Below are 22,895 nucleotides of genomic sequence, written 5' to 3' on the forward strand. Positions count from 1 at the left end.
CGACCGAACTTCTGTCATGGAAAATTCATCTGCCGGGAACCGTGCTCCCAGACGCAAGAAATCAGCAACGGCAGGACCGTTGCTGATCGGGTATTGCCAGTCGTTGAAGCCAGGGTTACAGCGGACGGCCGATGGTGTTGCAGACGCTGGTGTTGCCGATGTACTGGGCGCTGGTCGCGGTCAGGAAGCTGCTGCGAACAGCCACTTTCCAGGCAGCAGGCAGCGGCACGAAGCGGTTGGCGGTGATGGCGGCGTCGTTGTTGCTGGCAGCGTTGGCACCGTAGTGACGGGTGAAGAAGTCACGCACCTGAGAGGTCTGGGTCGCATCGGCGTAGCACTGGCTGAACACCAGGTTGGTGAAGCCCAGGATCGGGTAACCCGAGGATGGGTAGGCTACGACGCTTGGGTCGGTGGAGCTGGCAGTAGCAGCGAAAACAGGTACCCAGGCGTTGGGGTTGGCACGGTTGGCGGCAGCTGGAACCGGTACGGCAGCGATGGCGGCCGAAACGTTGGCAGGGGCTGGCGACAGGCCGTTGATCTTGGCCACTTTGGTGGCGTCGTCCAGACCGGCCAGGGTGGTCGCGGCGAAGTCGGGGCTCATGTAGGTCACACGGCCTTCTACAGCGTTGACAGCCGCCATCACACCGGCGCTGGTATCGGGTTGAGCGGGCGAAGCCTGGTCGGCGCTGATGGCCCCGGCTGGCAGACCACCCGAGAAGCTGGTGCCGAAAGTGGTGGTGACGGCGAAGGTACCGCCTTCGGTTGCGGCCGAGCACTTGGCGTTCAGGAAGCGGGTGAACAGCTCGGTGGTACCGCTGCTGGCTTTGCGGTAAACGATCTGGATGTTCTTGTTGACGCCTGGAACGATGGTGCTCCAGTTGGAGATACGGCCGGAGAACACGCCGCAGAGTTGGTCAACGGTCAGGTTTACGCTATTGCCGCCAGCCAGGTTGAAAGGAACGGCAACCGAAGTGGCAACCGATGGCACCTGGATCAGCGGGCCCCAGGCGGCACCGTGAGCGGAGACGTAGCCATCCAGTTCAGCCTGGGTCAGTTTCGAGTCGCTACCGGCCCAGTGTACGTTCTTGCCAGTGGTACCGGCCACGAACTTGGTGTAGTCGTTGTTCAGGAAAGCTGCTTTACCTGCACCGCTGCCTACGCCGATGTAGGGAGCAAAACCGGCAGTCAGTACGCCGGAAGTCTGGTACAGCGGTTGTGGCAGGGTGGCACCGCCGCCGTTGAGGTCAGCCATTGCAGCCTGTGCGGTGCACAGGGCGGCGAGAGCCAGGGAAACTGCCAGAGCGTTGCGCTTAAACATGAAGAATCTCCTTTCGTCGTGTTCGTACGTTGAGGTTGCTCGTTCGTGACGCCATGGCGCTCGATGCGTCGCCTTCGTTCCAGACGACTTGTGGGCTGAGGCCATGACGCAGAAGTTCTCAACTTCCGGTGACAGATAAAGGAAAAAACCTCGGGTGGATGCGATTGATTTTCAAATTATTTATCGGGTGATTTCGCTGTTTTTACTGCAAGTTCGCCGTGTTTTTTCGGGAGTGGCAAAGAGCCCTGCGCTACAGGCGACAGGAACCGCGACACCCTTTTGCGGATATGACAGAACAGGGAACCCGAGTTCTGAAGTGACAGTTCCTGCTAAGGTGCAGGAAATCTGAGAAAAACCTGCAGGCTCCCCTTCATGCCCCACCTTGCCCGAACCCATCCCCGCCTGACCATCGCCACCCTGCTCGGCCTGGCCGCTGGCGTACTGGTGCCGATCAGCCCGGTACTGACCAAGATCCTTGTTGGCTGGAACAGTGCCGTCTGGTCCTACCTGGCCATGATGCTGTGGCTGACCGTGCGGTCCCGGCCGGAGGATGTGCAGCGGTTCGTCGAACGCGAGGACGAGAATGCCGGGACGGTGTTGCTGATCGTGTCGATCGCGGCGATTGCCAGCCTGGCGGCGATCACTGTCGAGCTGGCCGGCGGCAAGGATCTGGATGCGCATGCCCGGGCCTGGCACTACGCCTTTACCGGGTTGACGGTGCTGGGTTCATGGCTGCTGATCGGAGTGATCTTCAGTGTGCACTATGCGCGGCAATTCTATCTGTCGGATGAGGATGAACCGCCGTTGCGTTTTGCCGATGGTGAAAAGCATCCGGATTACTGGGACTTCCTGTACTTCTCGTTCACCATTGGCGTGGCGGTGCAGACGTCGGATGTCGGTGTGGCGACCCGAGCGATGCGCAGGGTGGTACTGGCGCAATCGTTGATCGGGTTTCTGTTCAATACGGCGATATTGGGTTTTTCGATCAACATTGCGGCGGGCTTGTTTGGCTGAAAGGCTGGCTTACACCAGACTGTAGGAGCTTGGCTTGCCAGCGAAGACGGCCTTGAGGGCGCTAAAAGCTTCGCGGGCAAGCCCTGCTCCTACAGGGCCGGAAACATCCGGAAGAACCGGATATGTCCGGCAGGAGCAAATGGCAGGATTACTCGGTGGTCAGCACACCACGGCGAATCTGGTCACGCTCGATGGATTCGAACAGCGCCTTGAAGTTGCCCTCGCCGAAACCATCATCGCCCTTGCGCTGGATGAACTCGAAGAACACCGGGCCCATGAGAGTTTCCGAGAAGATCTGCAGCAGCAGGCGCTTGTCACCCTCCTGCGAGGCGCCGTCCAGCAGGATGCCGCGCGATTGCAGTTCCTGGACCGGCTCGCCGTGGTTCGGCAGGCGGCCTTCGAGCATCTCGTAGTAGGTGTCCGGCGGCGCGGTCATGAAGCGCATGCCGATCTTCTTCAGCGCATCCCAGGTCTTGACCAGGTCGTCGGTGAGGAAAGCCACGTGCTGGATGCCTTCGCCGTTGAACTGCATCAGGAACTCTTCGATCTGCCCCGAGCCCTTGGACGACTCCTCGTTGAGCGGGATACGGATCATGCCGTCCGGCGCGGTCATCGCCTTGGAGGTCAGGCCGGTGTACTCGCCCTTGATGTCGAAGTAACGGATCTCGCGGAAGTTGAACAGCTTCTCGTAGAAGTTCGCCCAGTAGGCCATGCGCCCACGATAGACGTTGTGGGTCAGGTGGTCGATGATCTTCAGGCCCGCCCCTTTCGGGTGGCGGTCGACGCCTTCGAGGTAGACGAAGTCGATATCATAGATCGAGCTGCCCTCGCCGAAACGGTCGATCAGGTACAGCGGCGCGCCGCCGATGCCCTTGATCGCCGGCAGGTTCAGTTCCATCGGGCCGGTGGCGATGTGGATCGGCTGGGCACCCAGCTCCAGGGCACGGGAATAGGCCTTCTGCGCGTTCTTCACACGGAAGGCCATGCCACAGACGGACGGGCCGTGCTCGGCGGCGAAGTACGAGGCTTCGCTGTGGGGCTCGTTGTTGAGGATCAGGTTGATCGCGCCCTGGCGATACAGGTGCACGTTCTTCGAGCGGTGGGTCGCGACCTTGGTAAAGCCCATGATCTCGAAGATCGGCTCCAGGGTGTTCGGGGTCGGCGATGCGAATTCGATGAACTCAAAGCCCATCAGGCCCATCGGGTTTTCAAAGATATCTGCCATGGTGGCGCCTCATCATATCAATCAAGTAACGGTCGGTTAGTTGCTGTCGATGCGGACGCTGGAGGGTGGCGCGCAGGAAATCCCCCGCACGCTGCGGGCAAGGAAGTCGCCGTAGATCAGTTTGAACCCGAGTATCTTCATTGCAACCCAGTCTCTCAGGGCGAGGCTTCTGTCGCCAGAAGACATTATTCTTATATGCGTAAGCAGATTCTACATGGCGTAAAACGTTTTGTCCGTATCACTTTTCACTTCCGGTTGGGCAACGGCGATGCCAGCCGGTTGCACAGGTAGATGCCGACCAGGATCAGCACACCGCCCAGGCACATGATCAGCGTCAGTTGCTCGCCCAGCAACAGCGCGCCGCAGATCACCGCGGTCAGCGGGTTGAGGCCGATGAACACCCCGGCGCGGGTCGCGCCGATGCGCTGGATGCCATCGTAGTACCAGATGTAGGCCAGCGCCGAACCCAGGCCGCCGAGATAGACCAGGCTCAGCAACTGCTGCGGTGTCAGGGCGCGGATCACCTCGACACTCGCCTCCCCGCGCAGCCAGGTCGCCAGCCACAACATCGCCGTGCCGAACCAGATGGAATAGGCCACGGTGGCCAAGGGCCCCAGCGCGCGGGTCAGGTTGCGGGAAAACAGCGAGTAGATCGCCCACGACAGCACGCAGCCAAGGATCAGCAGGTCACCGATCCAGGCCTGGCTCGCCCCCGCGAACAGCGAATGGTTGCCACTGACGATCACCAGCCCCGCGCCGCCCATGCACACCAGGATACCGAGGACCTTCACGGCACCGAGGCGCTCCTTGAAGAACAGCCAGGAGGCCAGCCCGAACACCGCCGGGTTGAGCACCACGATCAGCGAGGCCCGCGAGGCGTCGATGTAGTGCAGGCCGTAAAAGAAGCACAGGTTGTAGAAGAAGATGCCGAAGAAGCCGAGCACCAGCAGTTGGGCGAACTGTTTCCGGTCAGGCAGCACCAGCGGGATCCGCGCCAGCAGGATAAAACCCAGCAGGATCAGGCTGGCCAGCAGGAACCGCAGGCTGGCCAGCAACCACGGGGCGATGTCGGCGCTCAGGAAACGCCCGGCGACAAAGGTGCCGCCCCAGATCATCGAAACCCCGGCAAGCTTGAGATAGACCCACGGTTCGTCGCTGTGGCTGAAGGTGCCGGCCTGGGTGTGCATGATTTCTCCTGGGCACGCGGCCCGATGGGTTGCTAATCTGCGCGCATTATTTTTCTTATTCGCAATCATAGTAAAATGAGTAAAAACTCATGACCCTGACCCAACTGGAAGTGTTTTCCCTGGTGGCCGAACTGCAGGGTTTCACCAGCGCCGCGCATCGCCTGGGGATCAGCCAGTCGGCGGTGTCCCATGCCCTCAAGGGCCTGGAACAGGAGCTGGGGGTCGAGCTGTTGCGCCGTCATCAGCACCGGGTGGAACTGACCGATATCGGTGCGCAGTTACTGCAGCGGGCCCGGGCCATGCTCGGGCTGGCCGAGACCCTGAAGCAGGAGGCCGCCGACGCCAGGGGCATGAAAAGCGGGACCCTGCGGATCGGCTCCTTCGGTCCGACCGCTTCCAGCAAACTGCTGCCGGCGCTGCTGGAACGCTACCGGCGCGAGCATCCCGGTATCCAGGTGCATGTCGATGAAGGGCCGGACCGACAGGTCGTGCAATGGCTGGAAGAACGGCGCATCGACATCGGTTTCGTGGTGCTGCCCGAAGAACGCTTCGACACCATCCCCCTGGTGCAGGACCAGATGATCGCCGTGCTTCCGGTCGGCCACGCCTTGAGCCACAAGGCGGCGGTCGAACTCCGGGAGCTCTGCCAGGAGCCGTTCATCCTCACCGGTGCCGGCTCCGGCGAACTGGTTTCCAGGCTGTTCGCCGCCCAGCGCCTGGTACCCGATGTGCGTTACCGCACCACCCAGTTGCTCAGCATCCTCGCGGCGGTGGCCCGTGGCGAAGGGCTGACGGTGATTGCCGAGCAGTCGCTGCCCGACCACCCGGCCCCGGGTTATGTCAGCCGCCCCCTGTCGCCGCCGGTCACGCGCCAGATCGGCCTGGCCGTACTCGACCGCCGCGCGGTTTCCCCCGCGACCGAGGCGTTCCTCGACCTGGCCACACGCGGCAATCATCGTTGAACGTGCGAATGCATCAGCCCCGACTATCCTGCCAGGAGCCGTGCCACCCACCGCTTCCCCTGCCAAACAGGTCTTCCCATGCCACTGACTGTCAAAGGCCGCCCCTGGCCTGCCCGCTACGGGCTGAATCTGCTGATCGGCCTGCTGCCCGTCGTTTCGGGTATCGCCATCCTGCACTGGCAGGCCGACCGGGCGCTGAACGCCAATACCCGGGAAACCGCCCAGGATGCCCTGAAGCAGTTCGAGCTGATGCTCGACAACGCCGAACGGGCCGCCCACGCCATCGTGCCACTGGCCGGGCGCCCCTGCGCCCAGGTGGAACTGGCCCTGCGCGAGCAGGTCACCCGCCGCCCGTTCGTGCGCGCCGCCAACCTGGCCTGGGACAACAACCTGTATTGCACATCGTTGTTCGGCCCCTACCAGGAAGTCATCGATCCGGCCAACTATGTCGCCGGCAGTCTCTGGCTGATGAAGGGCAACACGGTGACGCCCGGCTCATCGCTGCTGGCCTATCGGCTGGCGCAGGGCAACGGTGCGGCGATCGTCAGTATCGACGGCTATCACCTGAGCAACCTGCTGCACCTGATGGGGCGCGAGACCGGCCTGGTGTTGCAGGTCGGCAACGCCTGGACCTCCGGCCAGGGCCAGATCATGGACGGCAAGGCCCCGGCTTTCGCCGTGGCCCGTACCACCCTGCGCTCCACCCGCTTTCCGTTCAGCGTCAGTGCGGGCTTTGCCGAGGGCGAGACCTGGCGCTACCTCGTCAGGGAGTATCGGGAACTGCTGGCGCTGCTGCTGATCCTCGGCCTGCTGGCGGGCATCACCACCCGCTGGCTGCAGAAGCGCTCGGGCGCGCCGAGCAACGAACTGCGGCGGGCACTCGAGGCCAGGGAGTTCATCCCGTATTTCCAGCCGGTGGTGCGCAGCGGCACGCTGCAATGGTCCGGTCTCGAGGTGCTGATGCGCTGGAACCACCCCCGCGAAGGCCTGGTGCGCCCCGACCTGTTCATTCCCTTCGCCGAGCACTGCGGGCTGATCGTACCAATGACCCGCTCGCTGCTGCAGCAGACCGCCGCCCTCCTCGCGCCCCATTCGGCGTCGCTGGAGCCGGGGTTTCATGTCGGTGTGAATATCACCGCCCAGCACTGCCACGACCTGCAACTGGTGCAGGATTGCCGGGATTTCCTGTCGGCCTTCGCTCCGGGCCAGATCCGGCTGGTGCTGGAGCTGACCGAACGCGAGCTGATCGAACCCGGCGAGGTCACCCACCAACTGTTCGAACAATTGCATGACCTGGGCGTGATGGTTGCCATCGATGATTTCGGCACCGGCCATTCCAGCCTGAGTTACTTGCGCAAGTTCAACGTCGACTATTTGAAGATCGACCAGAGTTTCGTCGCCATGATCGGTGCCGATGTGTTGTCGCGGCATATCCTCGACAGCATTATCGAACTGAGCGTCAAACTGGAACTGGGCATCGTCGCCGAAGGGGTGGAAACAACCGAGCAACGCGATTATCTGGCCGCCCGCGGCGTGGATTTCCTGCAGGGTTATCTGTTTGGAAAGCCGTTGCCGGCGGCAGACTTCCTCAATAGCCTGAAACGCCAGGCCAGTGAATATCGTGAATAGTGTCCGGCGGCGAAGATAACGGTTCAATCCCGGTAACATCTGCCGCCCCGGACATATGATTTACTCTTGGACAAATAACTACTACACTTTTCCTGCCTGCAGTAAATCGACGGGAAAGCCTCTGGCTTATCAATAATGATCCGCGGCATTCCGGGCGTTACCGACAACGCCTTATCGGATCGACTGCAAGCGCCGGCTTGTCTCTCTCGTTACAGGTTGCCCGCAACCCAATAGACCACTGGAGTAAAAACCTTGTCCAAACTCGCTGAGTTCCGTGCCGCAGAAAAAGCCCTTCAAGAACAACTCGCCCAGCTGGAAGCATTGAAGAACGATGCCGGGCTCAAGAAGGAAATCGAGTTCGAGAAGAAGCTTAATGACCTGATGACGAACTACGGCAAAAGCCTGCGGGACATCATCGCCATCCTCGACCCGCACGCCAGCTTCGGCAAGGCCGCCCAGGCACCGAAACAGCGCCGTGCCCGCGTGGTCAAGGTCTATCAGAACCCGCACACCGGCGAACTGATCGAAACCAAGGGCGGCAATCACCGTGGTCTCAAGGCCTGGAAAGAACAGTACGGTGCCGCGACTGTCGATTCCTGGGTTCGCAGCTAACTGCCCGGTCGGTCGATAAAGAACAAACCCTGCACATGCAGGGTTTTTTCATGGATATAACCTTGCCCGCCGAGTGTGACAGTTGTATGCCACTGCAATCGCCAGCCTACTGGCGGCGCAAGCAGGCGCCAGATATTTCAGCGCCCGACAGGCATAGTTCAAAAGAGTTCAACCCGTTCGAAACTTTCATCCGGATCGGTTAATGACAGTTTGCCAGTAGGCTATGGACTACTGCCATCAAACCTGATCCGCTTGTAAAAAATCCCCCACACTCCTGAGTGAACAGTCGTACCTCTTTGCGTCGGTCGGATAAAAAACGCCGCCTTGCATCTTTCACATTTTTTTCACATCAACTCTTACAGGATGAAGGCTGCTAAAGGACTAGCGCCCCAATGCCCGCTTCGGCGGGCTTCTTTATGCCTTCGATATTTACCCGTCGCCTCTGCATATAACGCCCCAAGCCAGTGAAGTAGCCGGCTATTACCTTTCGCCTTGAACAGCGCTCCAGAATGCGGGTCGAGCGGATTTGGAGCTTGAGTCCGCTTTCCGTATCATCCCTTTCCCACAAGGTCCAATGAGCGACCGCCGTTCCATCACCTTCGCGGAGGGCTTATGAGCCTGCACGACCTGAACACCTTCCCTGGCGTAACCGCCCAACCCGACAGCGCCACCCGGGGCTTCGTGTTCAACCACACCATGCTGCGCGTCAAGGACATCACCAAGTCCCTGGATTTCTACACCCGGGTACTGGGTTTCTCCCTGGTGGAGAAGCGTGATTTCCCCGAAGCCGAATTCAGCCTGTACTTCCTGGCCTTGGTCGACAAGGCACAGATTCCGGCCGATGCGGCCGAGCGTACACAATGGATGAAGTCGATTCCCGGCATCCTGGAACTGACCCACAACCACGGCACCGAAAACGACCCGGACTTTGCCTACCACAACGGCAACACCGATCCGCGCGGCTTCGGCCACATCTGCGTCTCGGTACCGGACATCCGTGCCGCCTGCGAGCGCTTCGAAGCCCTGGGCGTCGAATTCCAGAAACGCCTGAGCGACGGCCGCATGAAACACCTGGCCTTCGTCAAGGACCCGGATGCCTACTGGGTTGAAATCATCCAGCCAGCACCGCTGACAGACGCCGAATAAGGCGCTGTCACGCAAAAGCCCCATGGACCAAGGATCCATGGGGCTTTTTTACACCATCACCCTGTTGGAGGGCGATCAGGCCGGAGCCGAAGTCCGGATCAGGTGATCAAAGGCACTCAGCGAAGCCTTGGCCCCCTCGCCCACCGCAATCACGATCTGCTTGTACGGCACCGTGGTCACGTCACCGGCCGCGAAAATCCCCGGCAGCGAAGTTTCGCCCCGCGCATCGACGATGATCTCGCCCCGTGGCGACAGCTCGATGGTGCCCTTGAGCCAGTCGGTGTTCGGCAGCAGGCCGATCTGCACGAAGATCCCTTCCAGATCGACGGTGTGGAACTCACCCGAATCACGGTCCTTGTAGACCAGGCCGGTGACCTTCTGGCCATCGCCCTTCACTTCACTGGTCAGCGCACTGGTGATCACCTTGACGTTCGGCAGGCTGTGCAGCTTGCGTTGCAGTACGGCGTCGGCGCGCAGCTTGCCGTCGAACTCCAGCAGGGTCACGTGGCTGACGATACCGGCCAGGTCGATGGCCGCCTCGACACCGGAGTTGCCCCCGCCGATCACCGCAACGCGCTTGCCCTTGAACAGCGGGCCATCGCAATGCGGGCAGAAGCACACGCCCTTGGCCTTGTATTCCTGCTCGCCCGGCACACCCATTTCGCGCCAGCGGGCGCCGGTGGCAAGGATCACGGTCTTGGCCTTGAGGCTGGCACCGCTCTCGAAGCGTACTTCGTGCAGGTCGCCGGCATGCTTCGCCGGAATCAGCGCACTGGCACGCTGCAGGTTCATGATATCGACGTCATACTGGCGTACGTGCTCTTCCAGGGCCCGGGCCAGCTTCGGCCCTTCGGTTTCCTGGACCGAGATGAAGTTCTCGATCGCCATGGTGTCCAGCACCTGGCCACCGAAACGCTCGGCCGCAACACCGGTGCGGATGCCTTTACGCGCAGCGTAGATTGCCGCCGAGGCACCGGCTGGGCCACCCCCGACCACGAGGACCTCGAAGGCCTCCTTGGCGTTGAGTTTTTCCGCCTGCTTCGAGGCGGCACCGGTGTCGAGCTTGCCAAGGATCTCTTCCAGGCCCATACGGCCCTGGCCGAAGTTCTCGCCGTTGAGGTAGATGCTCGGTACAGCCATGACCTTGCGATCGTTGACTTCATCCTGGAACAGCGCACCGTCGATGGCGACGTGACGGATGTTCGGGTTCAGTACCGCCATCAGATTCAGCGCCTGGACCACGTCCGGGCAGTTCTGGCAGGACAGCGAGAAATAGGTCTCGAAGTGGTACTCGCCCTCGAGCGAGCGTATCTGTTCGATCACTTCGACACTGGCCTTCGATGGGTGGCCGCCGACCTGCAGCAGGGCCAGCACCAGCGAAGTGAATTCATGCCCCATGGGCAGGCCGGCAAAACGCAGGCTGATATCGCCACCGGGGCGGTTCAGCGAGAACGATGGCTTGCGCGCATCGCTGCCGTTTTCCAGCAGGGTGATATGAGTCGAAAGGCTGGCGACGTCTTTGAGCAGCGCGAGCATTTCCTGAGATTTCGCGCCGTCATCGAGGGAGGCGACGATCTCGATCGGTTGCGTAACCCGTTCCAGGTACGACTTCAACTGGGCTTTAAGATTGGCGTCCAACATGCGGGCGATTTCCCTTTTTCAATACGGTAGAAATAACAACGCCCAGGTGGATACCACCCGGGCGTCATGGGGCGGTGCGGCTGACTTATGAAGTGCGGATGACCGCCCTCGACTGGAGCATAGACTTAGATCTTGCCGACCAGGTCCAGGGAAGGCGCCAGGGTGGCCTCGCCTTCTTTCCACTTGGCTGGGCAGACTTCGCCTGGGTGGGCAGCGACGTACTGGGCAGCCTTGATCTTGCGCAGCAGCTCGGAAGCGTCACGGCCTACGCCGCCATCGTTGATTTCAACGATCTTGATCTGGCCTTCAGGGTTGATCACGAAGGTACCGCGGTCAGCCAGGCCGGCTTCTTCGATCAGCACGTCGAAGTTGCGGGAGATGGCCAGGGTCGGGTCGCCGATCATGGTGTACTTGATCTTGCCGATGGCTGGCGAAGTGTTGTGCCAGGCAGCGTGGGCGAAGTGGGTGTCGGTCGAAACGCTGTAGATCTCGACGCCCAGCTTCTGGAATTCGGCGTAGTTGTCAGCCAGGTCTTCCAGTTCGGTCGGGCAGACGAAGGTGAAGTCGGCTGGGTAGAAGAACACGACAGACCACTTGCCTTTCAGGTCAGCGTCCGACACTTCGACGAATTCACCGTTTTTGAAGGCGGTTGCTTTGAAGGGCTTAACTTGGCTGTTGATGATAGGCATCGTTGACTCTCCGTCAGTGGTTGTGAACTTGATGGGAGAATCCTAGCCATTCTTTTCCGATCTGGCTCATTGGCAAAGCTGATGCTCGCGATTGGTTTTCGCTATAAGCCCTACGTATTAATAGAAGAAATTTTATCAGCCCGGCCCCACCGACTTCTCGACGGCCAGGCTCATGCCCTCGAACGGGCTGGCCTCGACGTAACGCATGGCGGATTTCAGGTCCTTCCAGCCGACATAACTCATCAGTGACTTCAGATCCCAGCCGCTGCGATGGGCCCAGGTGGCAAAACCCCGGCGCAGCGAGTGGCTGGTGTAGTGCTCGGCGGCAATCCCGGCGCGCGCCAAGGCCTGGCGCAACAGCGGGATGATGCTGTTGGCGTGCAGCCCCGCCTCGCCCAGGTTGCCCCAGCGGTCGATGCCGCGAAACACCGGCCCACGGACCAGTGCCGCACAGTTGATCCATTCGATATAGGCCTGCACCGGGCAAAGCCTTTGCAACGCCGGCGTTTGATAGGTACGCCCGAGGTTGTCGCGATCACTCTTGCTGCGCGGCAGATAGAGCGTGATGCCGGCGCCGGCCTGGGCCACCACATGCTCAACCTCCAGCCGGCACAACTCATCGCTACGAAAACCGCGCCAGAACCCCAGCAGGATCAGCGCCAGGTCGCGCCGCGCCCGCAGCAGTCGTGACCGATCCTCCAGCGCCAATGCCGCCTGCACTTCCTGTTCCAGTGACTCGACCACCCGCTCCAGGTGCTGTAACTGCAGCGGCTGGGCCTGCTTCTCCTGCACCGGATGCAGCGCGCGGATGCCCTTGAACACCTGGCGCACCACCAGTGCCTTGGTCGGGTCGGCAAAACCCTGGCTGTTGTGCCACTGGGCCAGGGCCGACAGGCGCAGTTTGAGGGTGTTGATCGACAGCACGCCGGCATGGGCCGCCAGGTAGCGCGCCACGCTGTCGCTGGTGGCCGGCAGGAAGCCGCCCCAAATGACTTCGAAGTGTTCGATGGCGGCCTGGTAGCTGCGGCGGGTGTTGTCCCGCGTGGCGGCGCGCAGATAGCGATCCAGCTCGCTCATGGGCAGAAATCCCGGCAGGTGTACGGAAAAAACCGGGCTGGAAGCGAAAAGCGCTTCTCACACGGGGTAATACCACTATATCCCACGTGAAAAATTCGGAATATCGCTTTATATTTTTTCGATTTATACTATGTATTTACATGCTACGTAACACAGTACGAAATCGTAGGAGAGAACATGGCTCGCGGCGGCGTGAACAAGGCGGTGGTGCAAACGGCACGTATGGCGATCCTCGCCCGCGGCGAATACCCCAGCATCGATGCGGTACGCATCGAAATGGGCAATACCGGCTCGAAAACCACCATCCATCGCTATCTGAAGGAGCTGGACGAAAGCGACCAGCGCCAGGCGGCCGCCGGCGAGCACCTGGATGACGAACTGACCGACCTGATCACCCGCCTCGCCCGCCGCCTGCAGGAGCAGGCCCGCGAGCCGCTGGAGCTGGAACAGGCCCGCCATCGCCTGCTGGAGAACCAGTGGCAGGAGCAGTTGGGCGCCCTCACCCGCCAGTTCGAGCAGTTGCAGCAGGACTTCGACGTGCAGGCCGCAGCACTGGCCCAGGAAAGCGAGCAGTTGCACACCACCCGCTCGATGCTGCAGACCGAGCAGACCCGCAACGCCGGCCTGACCCAGGCCTGCAGCGACCACGAACTGCGCCTGGCGGACAAGGAAGCCCAGGTGCGCTCCCTGGAAGACAAACACCAGCACGCCCGCGACGCCCTGGAACACTTCCGCAACGCCGCCCGCGAACAGCGCGAGCAGGACCAGCGGCGCCACGAGGGGCAGTTGCAACAGGTGCAGATGGAATTGCGCCAGGCCCAGCAGAGCGCCCTGGTCCGCCAGGATGAAATCACCCAATTGCACCGCGACAACGAGCGGCTGCTGGCGGAAAGTCGCGGCATTGCGAAAGAGGCCAGACAGCTTGAAGAGCAACTGCACAAGGGCAGCAGGCGCGAGGAACAGTTGCAGAGCCTGATCTCGACGCGGGAAGGCGAGCGCACGCTCCTCCAGGAACGCCTGAGGGTGGCGCAGCAGGAAAACGAGTCGCTCAAGCAGGGCCTGGAAGCGCAGCGGGCAAGGAACAGGGAACTGGAACTCAGGCTGCGCGAGGTCGAGGCGCAACTGAGCAAGGAGCGGGAGAATGCACGGGAAGCCGAGGCCGCTCCAACCCGGACGATGGAAAAACAGGCTGTCGAATCAGTTGTCCAGACCCCGGGCAAGGTCTGATCCGGCAATACCGCCGAGAACTTCATTGGTGTCGTACTCGACCCTGAAACTGTTGCCGTCGCAAGCCACCACCAGGACCTTGCGGGTGACGACATGGGTGACTCCCGGGGTCGATTCGAACCGCAGTTCATCCCCTACGTTGATGAACGGATCGAAGGAGATGCGCTGGGTTTTCTTCTGCTTGCCATCGGAAAAGTGGATCAGGTGAGTCTCCATGACGACCTCCTCCAGGGATGCAGGAAAGCCCGGTCTCGCGATCGCCTGTCGATCGCCAAGTCCATTTCATGGCGTATCGACCTCGCCGGCTACTGTCAGAAATGACAGTAGCGACGAGCGGCACATGGCACCCTGCCTCATCGCTGCCGCCGGTACCGCATCAACGACACCAGAAAGAGCAGCAGCAGAATTACGTCGCCAACACCAACTCAAGCTGACTGAGCAGATACACGACCCGTTCATCCCCGTGATAAACGCTCACACGGCTCCTGACCCAACAGGAATTTGCCGGATCCGGCGTTATTTCAACACTGAACTTCAACACACTGTCAGCCCCCATCAGCTTCTCTGCCGACAACTGCGTATCCCGTACACAGAAGCGTGTTCCCACACCATATTTTTTCCTGAGCAACTCGCCGGTAACCTGAAACGCCGTCTGCGAAATAATTGCTACCGGCCAGCACGGAAAACCGGGAAAGTGCCCGGCACATTGCTGCGCAGACAAAGGTCCCGCCAAGGCCTCCAACTGCTCATGCTGGTACATCAGGCTATAGATGGGCACCGGCCATTGATAAGGGGAACAGGAAGTAACACACCGACTGTCGTTGGCGTAGCTGCGGAAATTACGCTGAAACAATGCCGGCGAGAGAATGGCATATTCACAGATCAACTCTGCTATCGGCTCGCGGCCCCATGCCCGCGCTGAAACTTCCAGGGAGCGCTTATCGAGATTCACGACCTGGGCACTGGCGTGGAAACCTTCTTGAGCCATGGCCTGCTCAGTGCTCTTTCGTATGAAATGCGCTCTGGTTGCCAGATAATAGCCGTCAGCCCCGTTGTGCAATGCAACAGCCGCACAGCCACCCAGAATAGCCATATGCCGCCCCAACTCACCGGCTGTTATGGGGCCGACCTCATGGACAAGAGGCTGTTCGCAAGTGAACGTCCCGATCAGTGATTCCCCCTCCTGCCAAAGCGCCTGAAAGGCGAAATACGGCACTTGCAGCCTGATTCGCCGAGAGAGTTCAGCAGGATCAAAAGACCGTCTTTGCTCTTTCATACCCACGCACCCACGCCGTGTTTTCGAGAACGGATAATCGATGATGTCCTCGAACACCCAGACAGGGACAACACCGGCCCCGGGGTCGATACTCCAGGACTGGAGTTTGCAGACGGGCCTTACGCGGTCAGCCTCGCTGATCGCCTATCTGCCACTGGACCTATTTCATGGCCTCTCGGGGCCGTTCGCTACTGTCAGAAATGACAGTAGCGACGAACGGACGAGTCACTGCCTACCTCGATACAGCATCAACAGCACCAGGTACGGCCCACCCAGCAGCGTCGCCACCAGCCCCGCCGGCATCTGCTGGGGAAAGATCACCTGCCGGCCCAGCCATTCCGACACCAGCATCAGGGTCGAGCCCAGCAAGGCCGCCACCCACAACTGCTGCAATGGTTTGCGGGCACCGGCCAGGCGGGCGATATGCGGCGCCAACAGGCCGATGAAGGACAACGGCCCGACCAGCAAGGTAGCCAGGGTCGTCAGCACCCCGGCAAACAGCAGAATCAGCAGCCGTGCACGTGCCAACGGCACACCCACACTCGCCGCTGCGCCCTCCCCCAGCGACAGCGCCTGCAGCCAGCGCGAAAACAGCGGCGCCAGGCCCAGGCCGAGCAGCAGCACCACGGCGGCGGCCCAGGCCAGGCTCGGTGGGATGTAGTAGGTCGAGCCAGTCACCAGTTGCAGCATCAGCGACGCCCGGGGATCGCCGCTGGCCAATGTCGCGCTGACCATCGCCTGGAACCAGGCACTGACCGCCACGCCGATCAGCAGCAGGCGTTGCGGCGAAAAGCGGCCCCGCCCCAGCCACAGCAAGCCCGCCAGGGCCGTCAGGGAGCCGGACAGGCAGGCGGCGAACAACAGCGCCGGGGTCGGCTGGCTGACGGCGAACACCACCACGACAATGCCCAGCGCACCACCGGAACTGACCCCGAGCAGGTCGGGGCTGGCCATCGGGTTGGCGGTGGCCCGCTGCAGCAGCGTGCCGGCCAGCGCCAACAGGCCGCCGGCGGCCAGTGCCAGCACACTGTGGGGCCACTGCCAGAACAGCAGACCCCGGACCTCGGCCCAACCGGCCAGGGACCAGCCCTCGAGCCCTTGCGACACCGCCAGGGACAGAAACAGGCCGACGCTCAGCAACACCACCAGGCCCAGCCAGCGCCCCCGCGTGAAACCCGCACCGCTCGGCCAATTGGGCACCCACTGGCCGGCCATGCCGCTGCGCAGGCGCGGCAACATGGCGACCAGCAACGGCACGCCGAGCAACGAGGTGACCGTGCCGGTCGGAATCAGGTGCGCCGACAGAGCCTGGCTGGTGGAGGCCAGCAGCACGATCTGGTCGGTCGCCCAGAGAATCGCCGCGCCAATGCAGGTCGCCGCACACAGCCGTTGGTACAGGGTACGGGCGCCCAGCAGACGGCCCAGCGCCGGCGCCGCCAGGCCGAGAAAACCGATCACCCCGACCTGGGCCACCACCAGCGCGGTCAGCACCACCGCCACCAGCAGCGCCACCAGCCGAATGCGCTCGACCCTGGCCCCGAGGCTGCGCGCGGTGCTTTCGCCGCTGTCGAGCAGCGCCAGCGGCCGGCGCACCAGCCACACGGCCAGCAGCGAACCGGCCAGGCCCAGCGCCAGGTGCAGGCTGGGCTGCCAGCCGGCCTGCTCCAGGGAGCCGCCACCCCAGATCTGCAGGCCGAGCAGGAAATCGAAGTGCACCAGCGCGATCGCCAGACTCACCGCACCGCAATAAAGATTGACCACCATCCCGCAAAGGATCACCGCCATCGGCGACAACCGCTGCGGCCAGGCCAGCGCCAGCACCAGCAGCACCGCCAGCCCACCGCCGCCGAGGGCTACCAGTTCGCGCCCGGCCGACCAGCCCTCGGGGGCATACAGGGTGTAGAGCGCCAGGGCCAGGTAGGCCCCGGGGAAAATGCCCAGGGTCATCGGCTCGGCCAGCGGATTGCGCAGCACCTGCTGGATCAGCGTACCGGCCAGCCCCAACGCGGCACCGCACAGCAGCGCCATGGCCACGCGCGGCAACAGCGACTCATGCAACAGTACCTGGGACAGGTTGTCGGGATCGGGCCTGAGCAGTGCCGACAGCCAGGGGCGCCCCCCCAGGGTCGCATTGACCTGCCACAACGCCAGCAGCGAAGCCACGGCGAACAGACCCAGGACCAGCAGCAGACAGCCGCGCGGGAGGAACGACAAACGCAAACTAGACACTTGCAGGCTCCTGATGGGCCATTTGATACAGGGCCGTTTCGACCGCCCGGGCAAAGCGCTGCTGGGACACCAGCCCACCATAGGGGGCAATCACCGGCAGCAAGGCCACCCGCCGCTCGCGCACGCAAGGCAGCGCCTGCCAGACCGGACTCTGCTCCAGCGCCGTGCGCACGCCCGGCGCCAGCGGTCCCACCAGCAACAGGTCGACCTCGGACATGGCGGCAATCCGTTGCAGCGCAACCAACGCATAGCCCGCCGAGTTGCCGGCCCAACCGGCAGCCCTCACGGCATTGTTCACACCGATGCGCGACAGCACCGCATCGAACAGGCTGCCGGCGCCATACACCCGCAGGTGATGCTCATCCACCGCATCGGCGACCAGGACAGCCCTCCCCAGCAATTCCGGCCGTTGCGCCAGACGCTGCCGCAGCTCCTCCAGGCGTTGCCCGGTGGCATCGACCAGGGCCTCGCCCCGTGCAGGACAGGCGAGCAGCGCCGCCATACGCCGGGTCTCCTCCTGCAAGGCGGGATAAGGCTGCCCGGCGCCCATGTAGGCGCCAAAAGTCGCTGTCGGCGCCAGACGCTCGAGCATCGGTCTCAGACCGGCATGCCCCGGCGTCAGCAGCAGCAGGTCCGGCTGCAGCTGCTGCAACAGGGTAAAGCTGGGCTGGTACAGCAGGCCGACATCGATCACCCCGGCGGGCAACGGTGGCTCGACGATGGTCCGGCGGTACCAGTCCGGCAGCGGCAAGGCGATCGGCACCAGGCCCAGGGCCAACAGGGTCTCGGTCAACTCCCAGCTCAACGGCACGATCCGCGACGGCGCCCCCGTCGCCCGGGCTTGCCCGATGCCCGCCAGCATGGCGGCGCCTGCGACCCCTTGCAGCAGGCGCCTGCGACTGAACCCGGCGCTCATCGGGCGAACCCGATCAGGCGGCCGCTGGCGGGGTCGCTCAGCACCCCCATGGGGACCCCGTAGACCTGCTCCAGGTGGTCCTCGCGCAGCATCTGCCCGGCCGGAATCTGCAACTGCAGGCGCCCCTCGCGCAGGGCGATGATCTCGTCGCAGAAACGTGCGGCCATGTTCACGTCGTGCAGGATGATCACCGCACCCATGCCGCGTTGCCCACACAGATCGCGGACCAGTTCGAGCACCGCCAGCTGGTGGCCGATATCCAGCGCCGAGGTCGGCTCGTCGAGCAGCATGCAGCGGCAGTTCTGCGCCACCAGCATGGCGATCCAGGCACGCTGGCGCTCGCCGCCGGAAAGGCTGTCCACCGGCCGCCCGGCGTACCGGGCGACATCGGTGGCCTGCATCGCCTGCTCGACCCATTGCCGGTCCTCGGCACCAAAACGGCCGAGGGCGCCATGCCAGGGATGACGCCCCAACGCCACCAGCTCACGCACCAGCAGGCCATCGACCGCCGGCGGCTGCTGGGGCAGATAGGCAATCTGCCGGGCAAAGGCCCGCGACGACCAGCTCTGCAACGGCTGGTCGCCCAACAGCAGAGCTCCGGCACTGGCCGGGTGCTGGCGGGCCAGCAGCTTGAGCAGGGTCGACTTGCCCGAGCCGTTATGGCCGATCAGGCCATAGATGCGTCCCCGCCTGAGCGTCAGGTCCATGGGGTGCAGCAAGGTTCGGGCGCCGGCATTCACGCCGACGCCCTCCAAGCGGTACAGCGCTTCACGCTCAGGCAACACGACGGGCCTCGCAATCGCATGGGGTTCAGTCAGATTCATCGAACGAAGGGTTCCTCTGGGCTGGTGCCGGCGGCAACATCAGCAACCACCTGGCCGCTGTCGAGCTTGATGCAACGGTCGGCCAGGGTGAAATAGCGATCATCGTGGGTGATCACCAGCACCGCCTTGCCGCGGGCCTTGAGGTCCGGCAGCAGGGTCCGGTAGAACACCTCCTTGAACGCCGGGTCCTGGTCGGCCGCCCACTCGTCGAACACGTAGAAGGCCCGGTCCTCGAGCAGTGCCACCAGCAACGCCAGGCGCTTGCGCTGGCCCTGGGACAGGTTGAGCGTGCTGAAGGCGCCGTGCTCGATGCTGACCTTGTGCTCCAGTTGCAGTTCCCTGAGCAGGCGCCGGGCCTGGGGTTCCAGGTGCGGCGGCATCACCCCCAGCAGGGTATCGAACAGGAAGAAGTCGCTGAACACCGTGGAGAAGCGCTGGCGATAGGCATCGCGGTTGCCCGCCGTCACCGCCCGGCCATCGAGCTGCACGCTGCCGCCCTCGCCCTCGTACAGCCCCACCAGCAGCTTGGCCAGGGTGGTCTTGCCGCTGCCGTTGCCGCCGATCAGGTAGGTGAGCTGGCCCGGCTCGAAGGCCAGGTCGATCGGCCCAAGCATGAAGTAGCTGTTTTCCTTCTCGCGGAAATAGCGGTGCGTCAGCCCACGCAACTCGATGCGCTGGAAGTCGGCGCCCGCCTCCTGCTCACCAGCGGGTTCCAGCGGCAGTTGCTCCTGCAGCCGCGCGATCCGTTCCAGGGCGATCCGCGCCGAACCCAGGCTGGGCAAGGCCGCCAGCAGCCCCTCGATCGGCAGAATCATGTACAGGAAGATCATCGCGTAGCCGGACATCACCTGCTGGTCGACCCCATAGCTACGCGCCAGCACGAACAGGGTCAGACCGATGAAGGCGAACAGCACCAGGTTGCCCCAGCTGGAAGCGGCGCTGAACAGCACGTAGCCCAGGGTCCGCTGCACCCGCACCGACTCGATATGCGGCGCCAGCGTGTCGTCGACGAAGGCCTGCCGGCGGGCCCGATGCAGCTTGAGTTCCTTGGCACCGTCGAACAGTGCGCGAAACTGCTGGATCAGATCATCCTCGCGCTGGCGAGAACCGCGCAGGTGCCCGAGCGCCCGGCTGTTGACCAGCAGGAAGCCCGCCGCGCCGACAAGCACGGCCAGCAGGGCGAACAGCAGAATCTGCCATGACAGCCAGCCGAGGTAAGCCAGACAGCCGATGATCACCGTACTCTGCATCATGATGGTCGGCAGGTTGATGAACAGCACCACAAGCGTATCCAGGTCGCCGGTGAGCACCGCCAGCGGCCGCCCGCCGCCATAACGCTCCAGATCAGCGTAGGAGGCATTGGCGATATGGCCGATGGTGCGCAGGCGCACGCTGGCCTTGGCCCGTTGCCCCAGGTACATGAACAGGGTCTGCGAGAGCAGGCGCAAGGCCAGCACGCCGATGCCGATCAGCATGAAATGCAGGCCCAGTTCGCCCAGCTCATCGCCGCGCGCCGACAACGACTGGTTGATCAGCGCCACCAGCGCGGCACTGCCGAAACCGCTGGCGAGGCTCGCCGCCGCCGCGATCAGCAGCAGCCAGCGCGCGCCCCGCAGCAGGCTCAGCAGCAGCACGAACGGCGTGCCGGGGCTTGCCGGCCAGCGCGGCCGGCCGGTGGTGGGTGGAGGTGAGGTTCGGGTCGAAGTCATGGGCGGTCAGTACTTCACTCGCAGGGTCAGGGTCGAATTGCGCGGGTCGCCATACAGGCCGTAGTAGTTGGCCGGCACCCGCGCGTAGTAGGTACGGTCCAACAGGTTGTTCATGTTCAGTGCCAGGTCCAGGTGCTCGCTGATCTTGTAGCCGACCAGGCCATCGAGAACCGCGTAGCCGCCCTGGTAGCTGACCGCGTTGCGCGTGGTCCTGCTCTGCGCCCGTACACCAGCGCCGATGCGCCAGTTGTCCAGCAGGCCACCGTCGAAGTGATAGGTGTTCCACAGCTTGAGCATGTGCTTGGGCTCCTCCGGGTCCTGGATGCCGTTGGAACCGGCCGCTGCCGCCCCCAGCAACTCGGTCTGCAGGTAGGTGTAGCCGGCCTGCACATCCCAGTTCGGCAGCACCTTGCCGGTGACTTCCGCCTCGAAACCACGGCTGCGGGCCTTGCCCTGGGCCAGCCAGCGTCCGGGATTGGCATCGTCGGCGATCGGCCGATTCTGGTCATCGATCTGGAACACCGCCAGCGTCGCGCCGAGCTGGCCGTCGAGGAACTCGCCCTTGAGGCCGAGTTCGGCCTGGTGCCCGGTGCGCGGCTTGAGCACCGAGCCACTGGCGGTGGTCTGGAAGGCCTGGGACGGCGTGAAGATGTCCGAATAGCTACCGTAGGCCGACAACCAGGAATTGATGCCATAGACCACCCCGGCATAGGGGGTGAACTTGTTCTGGTCGGGATCGTTGACCGTTGCCCCGTTCGATGGCAGCAAGCTCTGGCGGGAGCTTTCGTAGTGGTTCTGGCGACCACCGAGGATCAGCGACAGGTCGTCCACCGGCTTGAAGGTCACCTGGCCGTAGACACCGTACTGGCTGGTGTCGGAGGTGGTACCGGTACGGTAGGGAATATCGCGGTTGGCCACGGTGATGTTGTCGATATCCACCACCCCGCCACTGTTGCCGCCCGATAGGCTGTGCTGGTGGCTCTCGGCGTAGTTGACGCCCAGCATCAGCTCATGGGTGCGCCCGAACAGCTCGAACGGGCCATTGACATAGGAGTCAACACCCACCCAGCGGTAGCGGTCCTGCTGGCGCTGCAGCCAATAGTTGGCGGTACGGTCGGGGTTGACCTGGCCATTGATGTAACCGTATTTGGAGCTGATTTCCGAAGTGCGGTAGTTGACCGCCGTGCGGTTCTGCCAGCCGTTGGCGAAGTGATGCACCAGGTCGGCATAGATCTCGGTCATGTCGGTGTCGGCGTAACTCCAGTCGGTGCCGTAGAAGCCCGAGCGCTTGCCATTGACGAAGTTGCCGTTACTGAAGGTCGACAGACCATAGTCCAGACCATTGAGGTTGATCTTCTGCTGGGCCATGCCGACGGTCAGTTCGGTGTCCGGATCGAGATCGAAGGCCAGCGAACCGTAGATCAGCCCCTGCCCGGTCTTGCCGTCATCCTGGAAACCACGCTTGTCCTGGCTGCTGAAGCCGAGCCGGCCCTTGATGTTACCGCTGTCGGTCAGCGGCCCGGTGACATCCCAGGCGGTGCGATAGGTGTCCCAGGAGCCGGCCGAGATCGAGCCGGTAAGGCCGAACACGTCCTGCGGGCGCTTGCGCACCAGGTTGACCGTGCCGCCGGGATTGCCAAAGCCCTGCAGCAATCCGGCCGGACCGCGCAGCACCTCGACCCGGTCGTACAGCGCCAGGTCGAACTGCGGCAGGTATTGCAGGCCGTTATTGGCCGGCAACCCATCGAACTGCACCTCGGCGGCATAACCGCGGGATTGGAAGTAGCTGGTGCCGTCGCCGTAGGTCACAGCAGTGATCCCGGGGGTGTTGCGCAACGCATCATCGACACTGGTCATGGCCTGATCGTCCATGCGCTGGCGGGTGATCACCGTCACCGAGGCCGGCACGTCCCTGGGCTGCGCCGGTACCTTGCCGACCGTCACCAGGGACGGTTTGTAGCTGTCCGAGCCTTCAGTCGTGGCAGCTTGCTGTGTAAGCTGATCGCCGACCACGCTGGTCTGCGGCAACTCTGTCGGGGGCGCAGCGTGGGCATGCCCGACCGCTACGGCTAGGGCCAGCGGAGCCAGCAGCAGCGGCTTGAGCGCCAGCCGGCGGGTGTCCCGGTCGATCGCCAGGGAATGATGCGCAAAACGTTCGGTCATACTGCTGCTCATGAAGGTTCGAGGCTCAAGTTATTGTAAATGCGACTGGTT

20 protein-coding genes are annotated in these 22,895 nt (G+C 63.0%); 7 read left to right on the forward strand and 13 right to left on the reverse strand.

The annotated features are described in order from the left end of the window. Nucleotides 1–115 precede the first annotated feature (115 nt). On the reverse strand, nucleotides 116–1,318 hold the full coding sequence (locus PF66_RS07650) for a substrate-binding domain-containing protein (RefSeq protein ID WP_054057507.1): 1,203 nt from the start codon (nucleotides 1,316–1,318) through the stop codon (nucleotides 116–118). A 154-nt stretch (nucleotides 1,319–1,472) separates the two neighbouring features. On the opposite strand from PF66_RS07650, the gene PF66_RS32640 reads away from it, so the two are divergent. Further along, entirely contained in the window at nucleotides 1,473–1,667 is a 195-nt protein-coding gene (locus tag PF66_RS32640) for a hypothetical protein (RefSeq protein WP_152972979.1), read from the forward strand. Nucleotides 1,668–1,690: 23 nt separating this feature from the next. Beyond that, a complete protein-coding gene (locus PF66_RS07655) occupies nucleotides 1,691–2,332 on the forward strand; it encodes a DUF1345 domain-containing protein (RefSeq protein WP_054062322.1) in 642 nt (213 codons plus the stop codon). Between the two features lie 148 nt (nucleotides 2,333–2,480). Here PF66_RS07655 and hppD read toward each other — a convergent pair whose 3' ends face one another. Beyond that, nucleotides 2,481–3,557: a 4-hydroxyphenylpyruvate dioxygenase gene (gene hppD / locus PF66_RS07660; protein ID WP_054057505.1), complete on the reverse strand. Its 1,077-nt coding sequence runs from the start codon at nucleotides 3,555–3,557 to the stop codon at nucleotides 2,481–2,483. A gap of 245 nt (nucleotides 3,558–3,802) precedes the next feature. Next, the gene (locus PF66_RS07665) at nucleotides 3,803–4,744 is read right to left on the reverse strand and encodes a DMT family transporter (protein WP_054057504.1); all 942 of its coding nucleotides are present in this window, start codon (nucleotides 4,742–4,744) and stop codon (nucleotides 3,803–3,805) included. A gap of 89 nt (nucleotides 4,745–4,833) precedes the next feature. Here PF66_RS07665 and PF66_RS07670 point away from each other — a divergent pair, with 89 nt between their 5' ends. The 4 genes from PF66_RS07670 to gloA all read left to right on the forward strand — a co-directional run bounded on the left by PF66_RS07670 (nucleotide 4,834) and on the right by gloA (nucleotide 9,093). Next, on the forward strand, nucleotides 4,834–5,706 hold the full coding sequence (locus PF66_RS07670; protein ID WP_054062323.1) for a LysR family transcriptional regulator: 873 nt from the start codon (nucleotides 4,834–4,836) through the stop codon (nucleotides 5,704–5,706). A 78-nt stretch (nucleotides 5,707–5,784) separates the two neighbouring features. Further along, nucleotides 5,785–7,335 (forward strand): EAL domain-containing protein, encoded by a 1,551-nt coding sequence (locus PF66_RS07675; protein WP_054062324.1) that lies wholly within the window; start codon nucleotides 5,785–5,787, stop codon nucleotides 7,333–7,335. Nucleotides 7,336–7,587: 252 nt separating this feature from the next. Beyond that, nucleotides 7,588–7,947, forward strand: a complete 360-nt coding sequence (locus PF66_RS07680) for a histone-like nucleoid-structuring protein, MvaT/MvaU family (RefSeq protein ID WP_054057502.1) — start codon at nucleotides 7,588–7,590, stop codon at nucleotides 7,945–7,947. A 612-nt stretch (nucleotides 7,948–8,559) separates the two neighbouring features. Continuing rightward, nucleotides 8,560–9,093: a lactoylglutathione lyase gene (gloA, locus tag PF66_RS07685; protein ID WP_054057501.1), complete on the forward strand. Its 534-nt coding sequence runs from the start codon at nucleotides 8,560–8,562 to the stop codon at nucleotides 9,091–9,093. A 75-nt stretch (nucleotides 9,094–9,168) separates the two neighbouring features. Here the strand turns inward: gloA and ahpF are convergent, their stop codons facing one another. The 3 genes from ahpF to PF66_RS07700 all read right to left on the reverse strand — a co-directional run bounded on the left by ahpF (nucleotide 9,169) and on the right by PF66_RS07700 (nucleotide 12,500). Further along, the gene (gene ahpF / locus PF66_RS07690) at nucleotides 9,169–10,734 is read right to left on the reverse strand and encodes an alkyl hydroperoxide reductase subunit F (RefSeq protein WP_054057500.1); all 1,566 of its coding nucleotides are present in this window, start codon (nucleotides 10,732–10,734) and stop codon (nucleotides 9,169–9,171) included. A 125-nt stretch (nucleotides 10,735–10,859) separates the two neighbouring features. Beyond that, nucleotides 10,860–11,423, reverse strand: coding sequence for an alkyl hydroperoxide reductase subunit C (gene ahpC / locus PF66_RS07695; protein ID WP_017907017.1), 564 nt, complete (start codon nucleotides 11,421–11,423; stop codon nucleotides 10,860–10,862). A 135-nt stretch (nucleotides 11,424–11,558) separates the two neighbouring features. Beyond that, nucleotides 11,559–12,500 carry a site-specific integrase gene (locus PF66_RS07700; protein WP_054062325.1) on the reverse strand — a complete coding sequence of 314 codons (942 nt, stop codon included), beginning with the start codon at nucleotides 12,498–12,500 and terminating at the stop codon, nucleotides 11,559–11,561. 177 nt (nucleotides 12,501–12,677) lie between these two features. On the opposite strand from PF66_RS07700, the gene PF66_RS07705 reads away from it, so the two are divergent. Next, complete coding sequence (locus PF66_RS07705) at nucleotides 12,678–13,727, forward strand: DNA-binding protein (protein ID WP_054062326.1); 1,050 nt, start codon at nucleotides 12,678–12,680, stop codon at nucleotides 13,725–13,727. Here PF66_RS07705 and PF66_RS07710 read toward each other — a convergent pair. The 7 genes from PF66_RS07710 to PF66_RS07740 form a co-directional block, all read right to left on the reverse strand. After that, complete coding sequence (locus PF66_RS07710) at nucleotides 13,698–13,943, reverse strand: hypothetical protein (protein ID WP_054062327.1); 246 nt, start codon at nucleotides 13,941–13,943, stop codon at nucleotides 13,698–13,700. The two genes, PF66_RS07705 and PF66_RS07710, sit on opposite strands and share 30 nt — an antisense overlap. Nucleotides 13,944–14,133: 190 nt before the next feature. Then, on the reverse strand, nucleotides 14,134–15,003 hold the full coding sequence (locus PF66_RS07715; protein ID WP_152972980.1) for a hypothetical protein: 870 nt from the start codon (nucleotides 15,001–15,003) through the stop codon (nucleotides 14,134–14,136). Between the two features lie 225 nt (nucleotides 15,004–15,228). Next, nucleotides 15,229–17,232: a Fe(3+)-hydroxamate ABC transporter permease FhuB gene (gene fhuB, locus PF66_RS07720; protein ID WP_241494285.1), complete on the reverse strand. Its 2,004-nt coding sequence runs from the start codon at nucleotides 17,230–17,232 to the stop codon at nucleotides 15,229–15,231. Beyond that, nucleotides 17,225–18,148, reverse strand: coding sequence for an ABC transporter substrate-binding protein (locus PF66_RS07725; RefSeq protein WP_054062329.1), 924 nt, complete (start codon nucleotides 18,146–18,148; stop codon nucleotides 17,225–17,227). The genes fhuB and PF66_RS07725 overlap by 8 nt, the downstream gene beginning before the upstream one ends. Then, complete coding sequence (locus PF66_RS07730; RefSeq protein ID WP_054062429.1) at nucleotides 18,145–18,912, reverse strand: ATP-binding cassette domain-containing protein; 768 nt, start codon at nucleotides 18,910–18,912, stop codon at nucleotides 18,145–18,147. The genes PF66_RS07725 and PF66_RS07730 overlap by 4 nt, the downstream gene beginning before the upstream one ends. Before the next feature lie 56 nt (nucleotides 18,913–18,968). After that, nucleotides 18,969–20,681, reverse strand: a complete 1,713-nt coding sequence (locus tag PF66_RS07735) for a cyclic peptide export ABC transporter (RefSeq protein WP_241494286.1) — start codon at nucleotides 20,679–20,681, stop codon at nucleotides 18,969–18,971. A gap of 6 nt (nucleotides 20,682–20,687) precedes the next feature. Beyond that, nucleotides 20,688–22,844, reverse strand: coding sequence for a TonB-dependent siderophore receptor (locus PF66_RS07740; protein WP_054062330.1), 2,157 nt, complete (start codon nucleotides 22,842–22,844; stop codon nucleotides 20,688–20,690). Nucleotides 22,845–22,895 lie beyond the last annotated feature (51 nt).

Source organism: Pseudomonas asplenii, assembly GCF_001293465.1.
GTDB lineage: Bacteria > Pseudomonadota > Gammaproteobacteria > Pseudomonadales > Pseudomonadaceae > Aquipseudomonas > Aquipseudomonas fuscovaginae_B.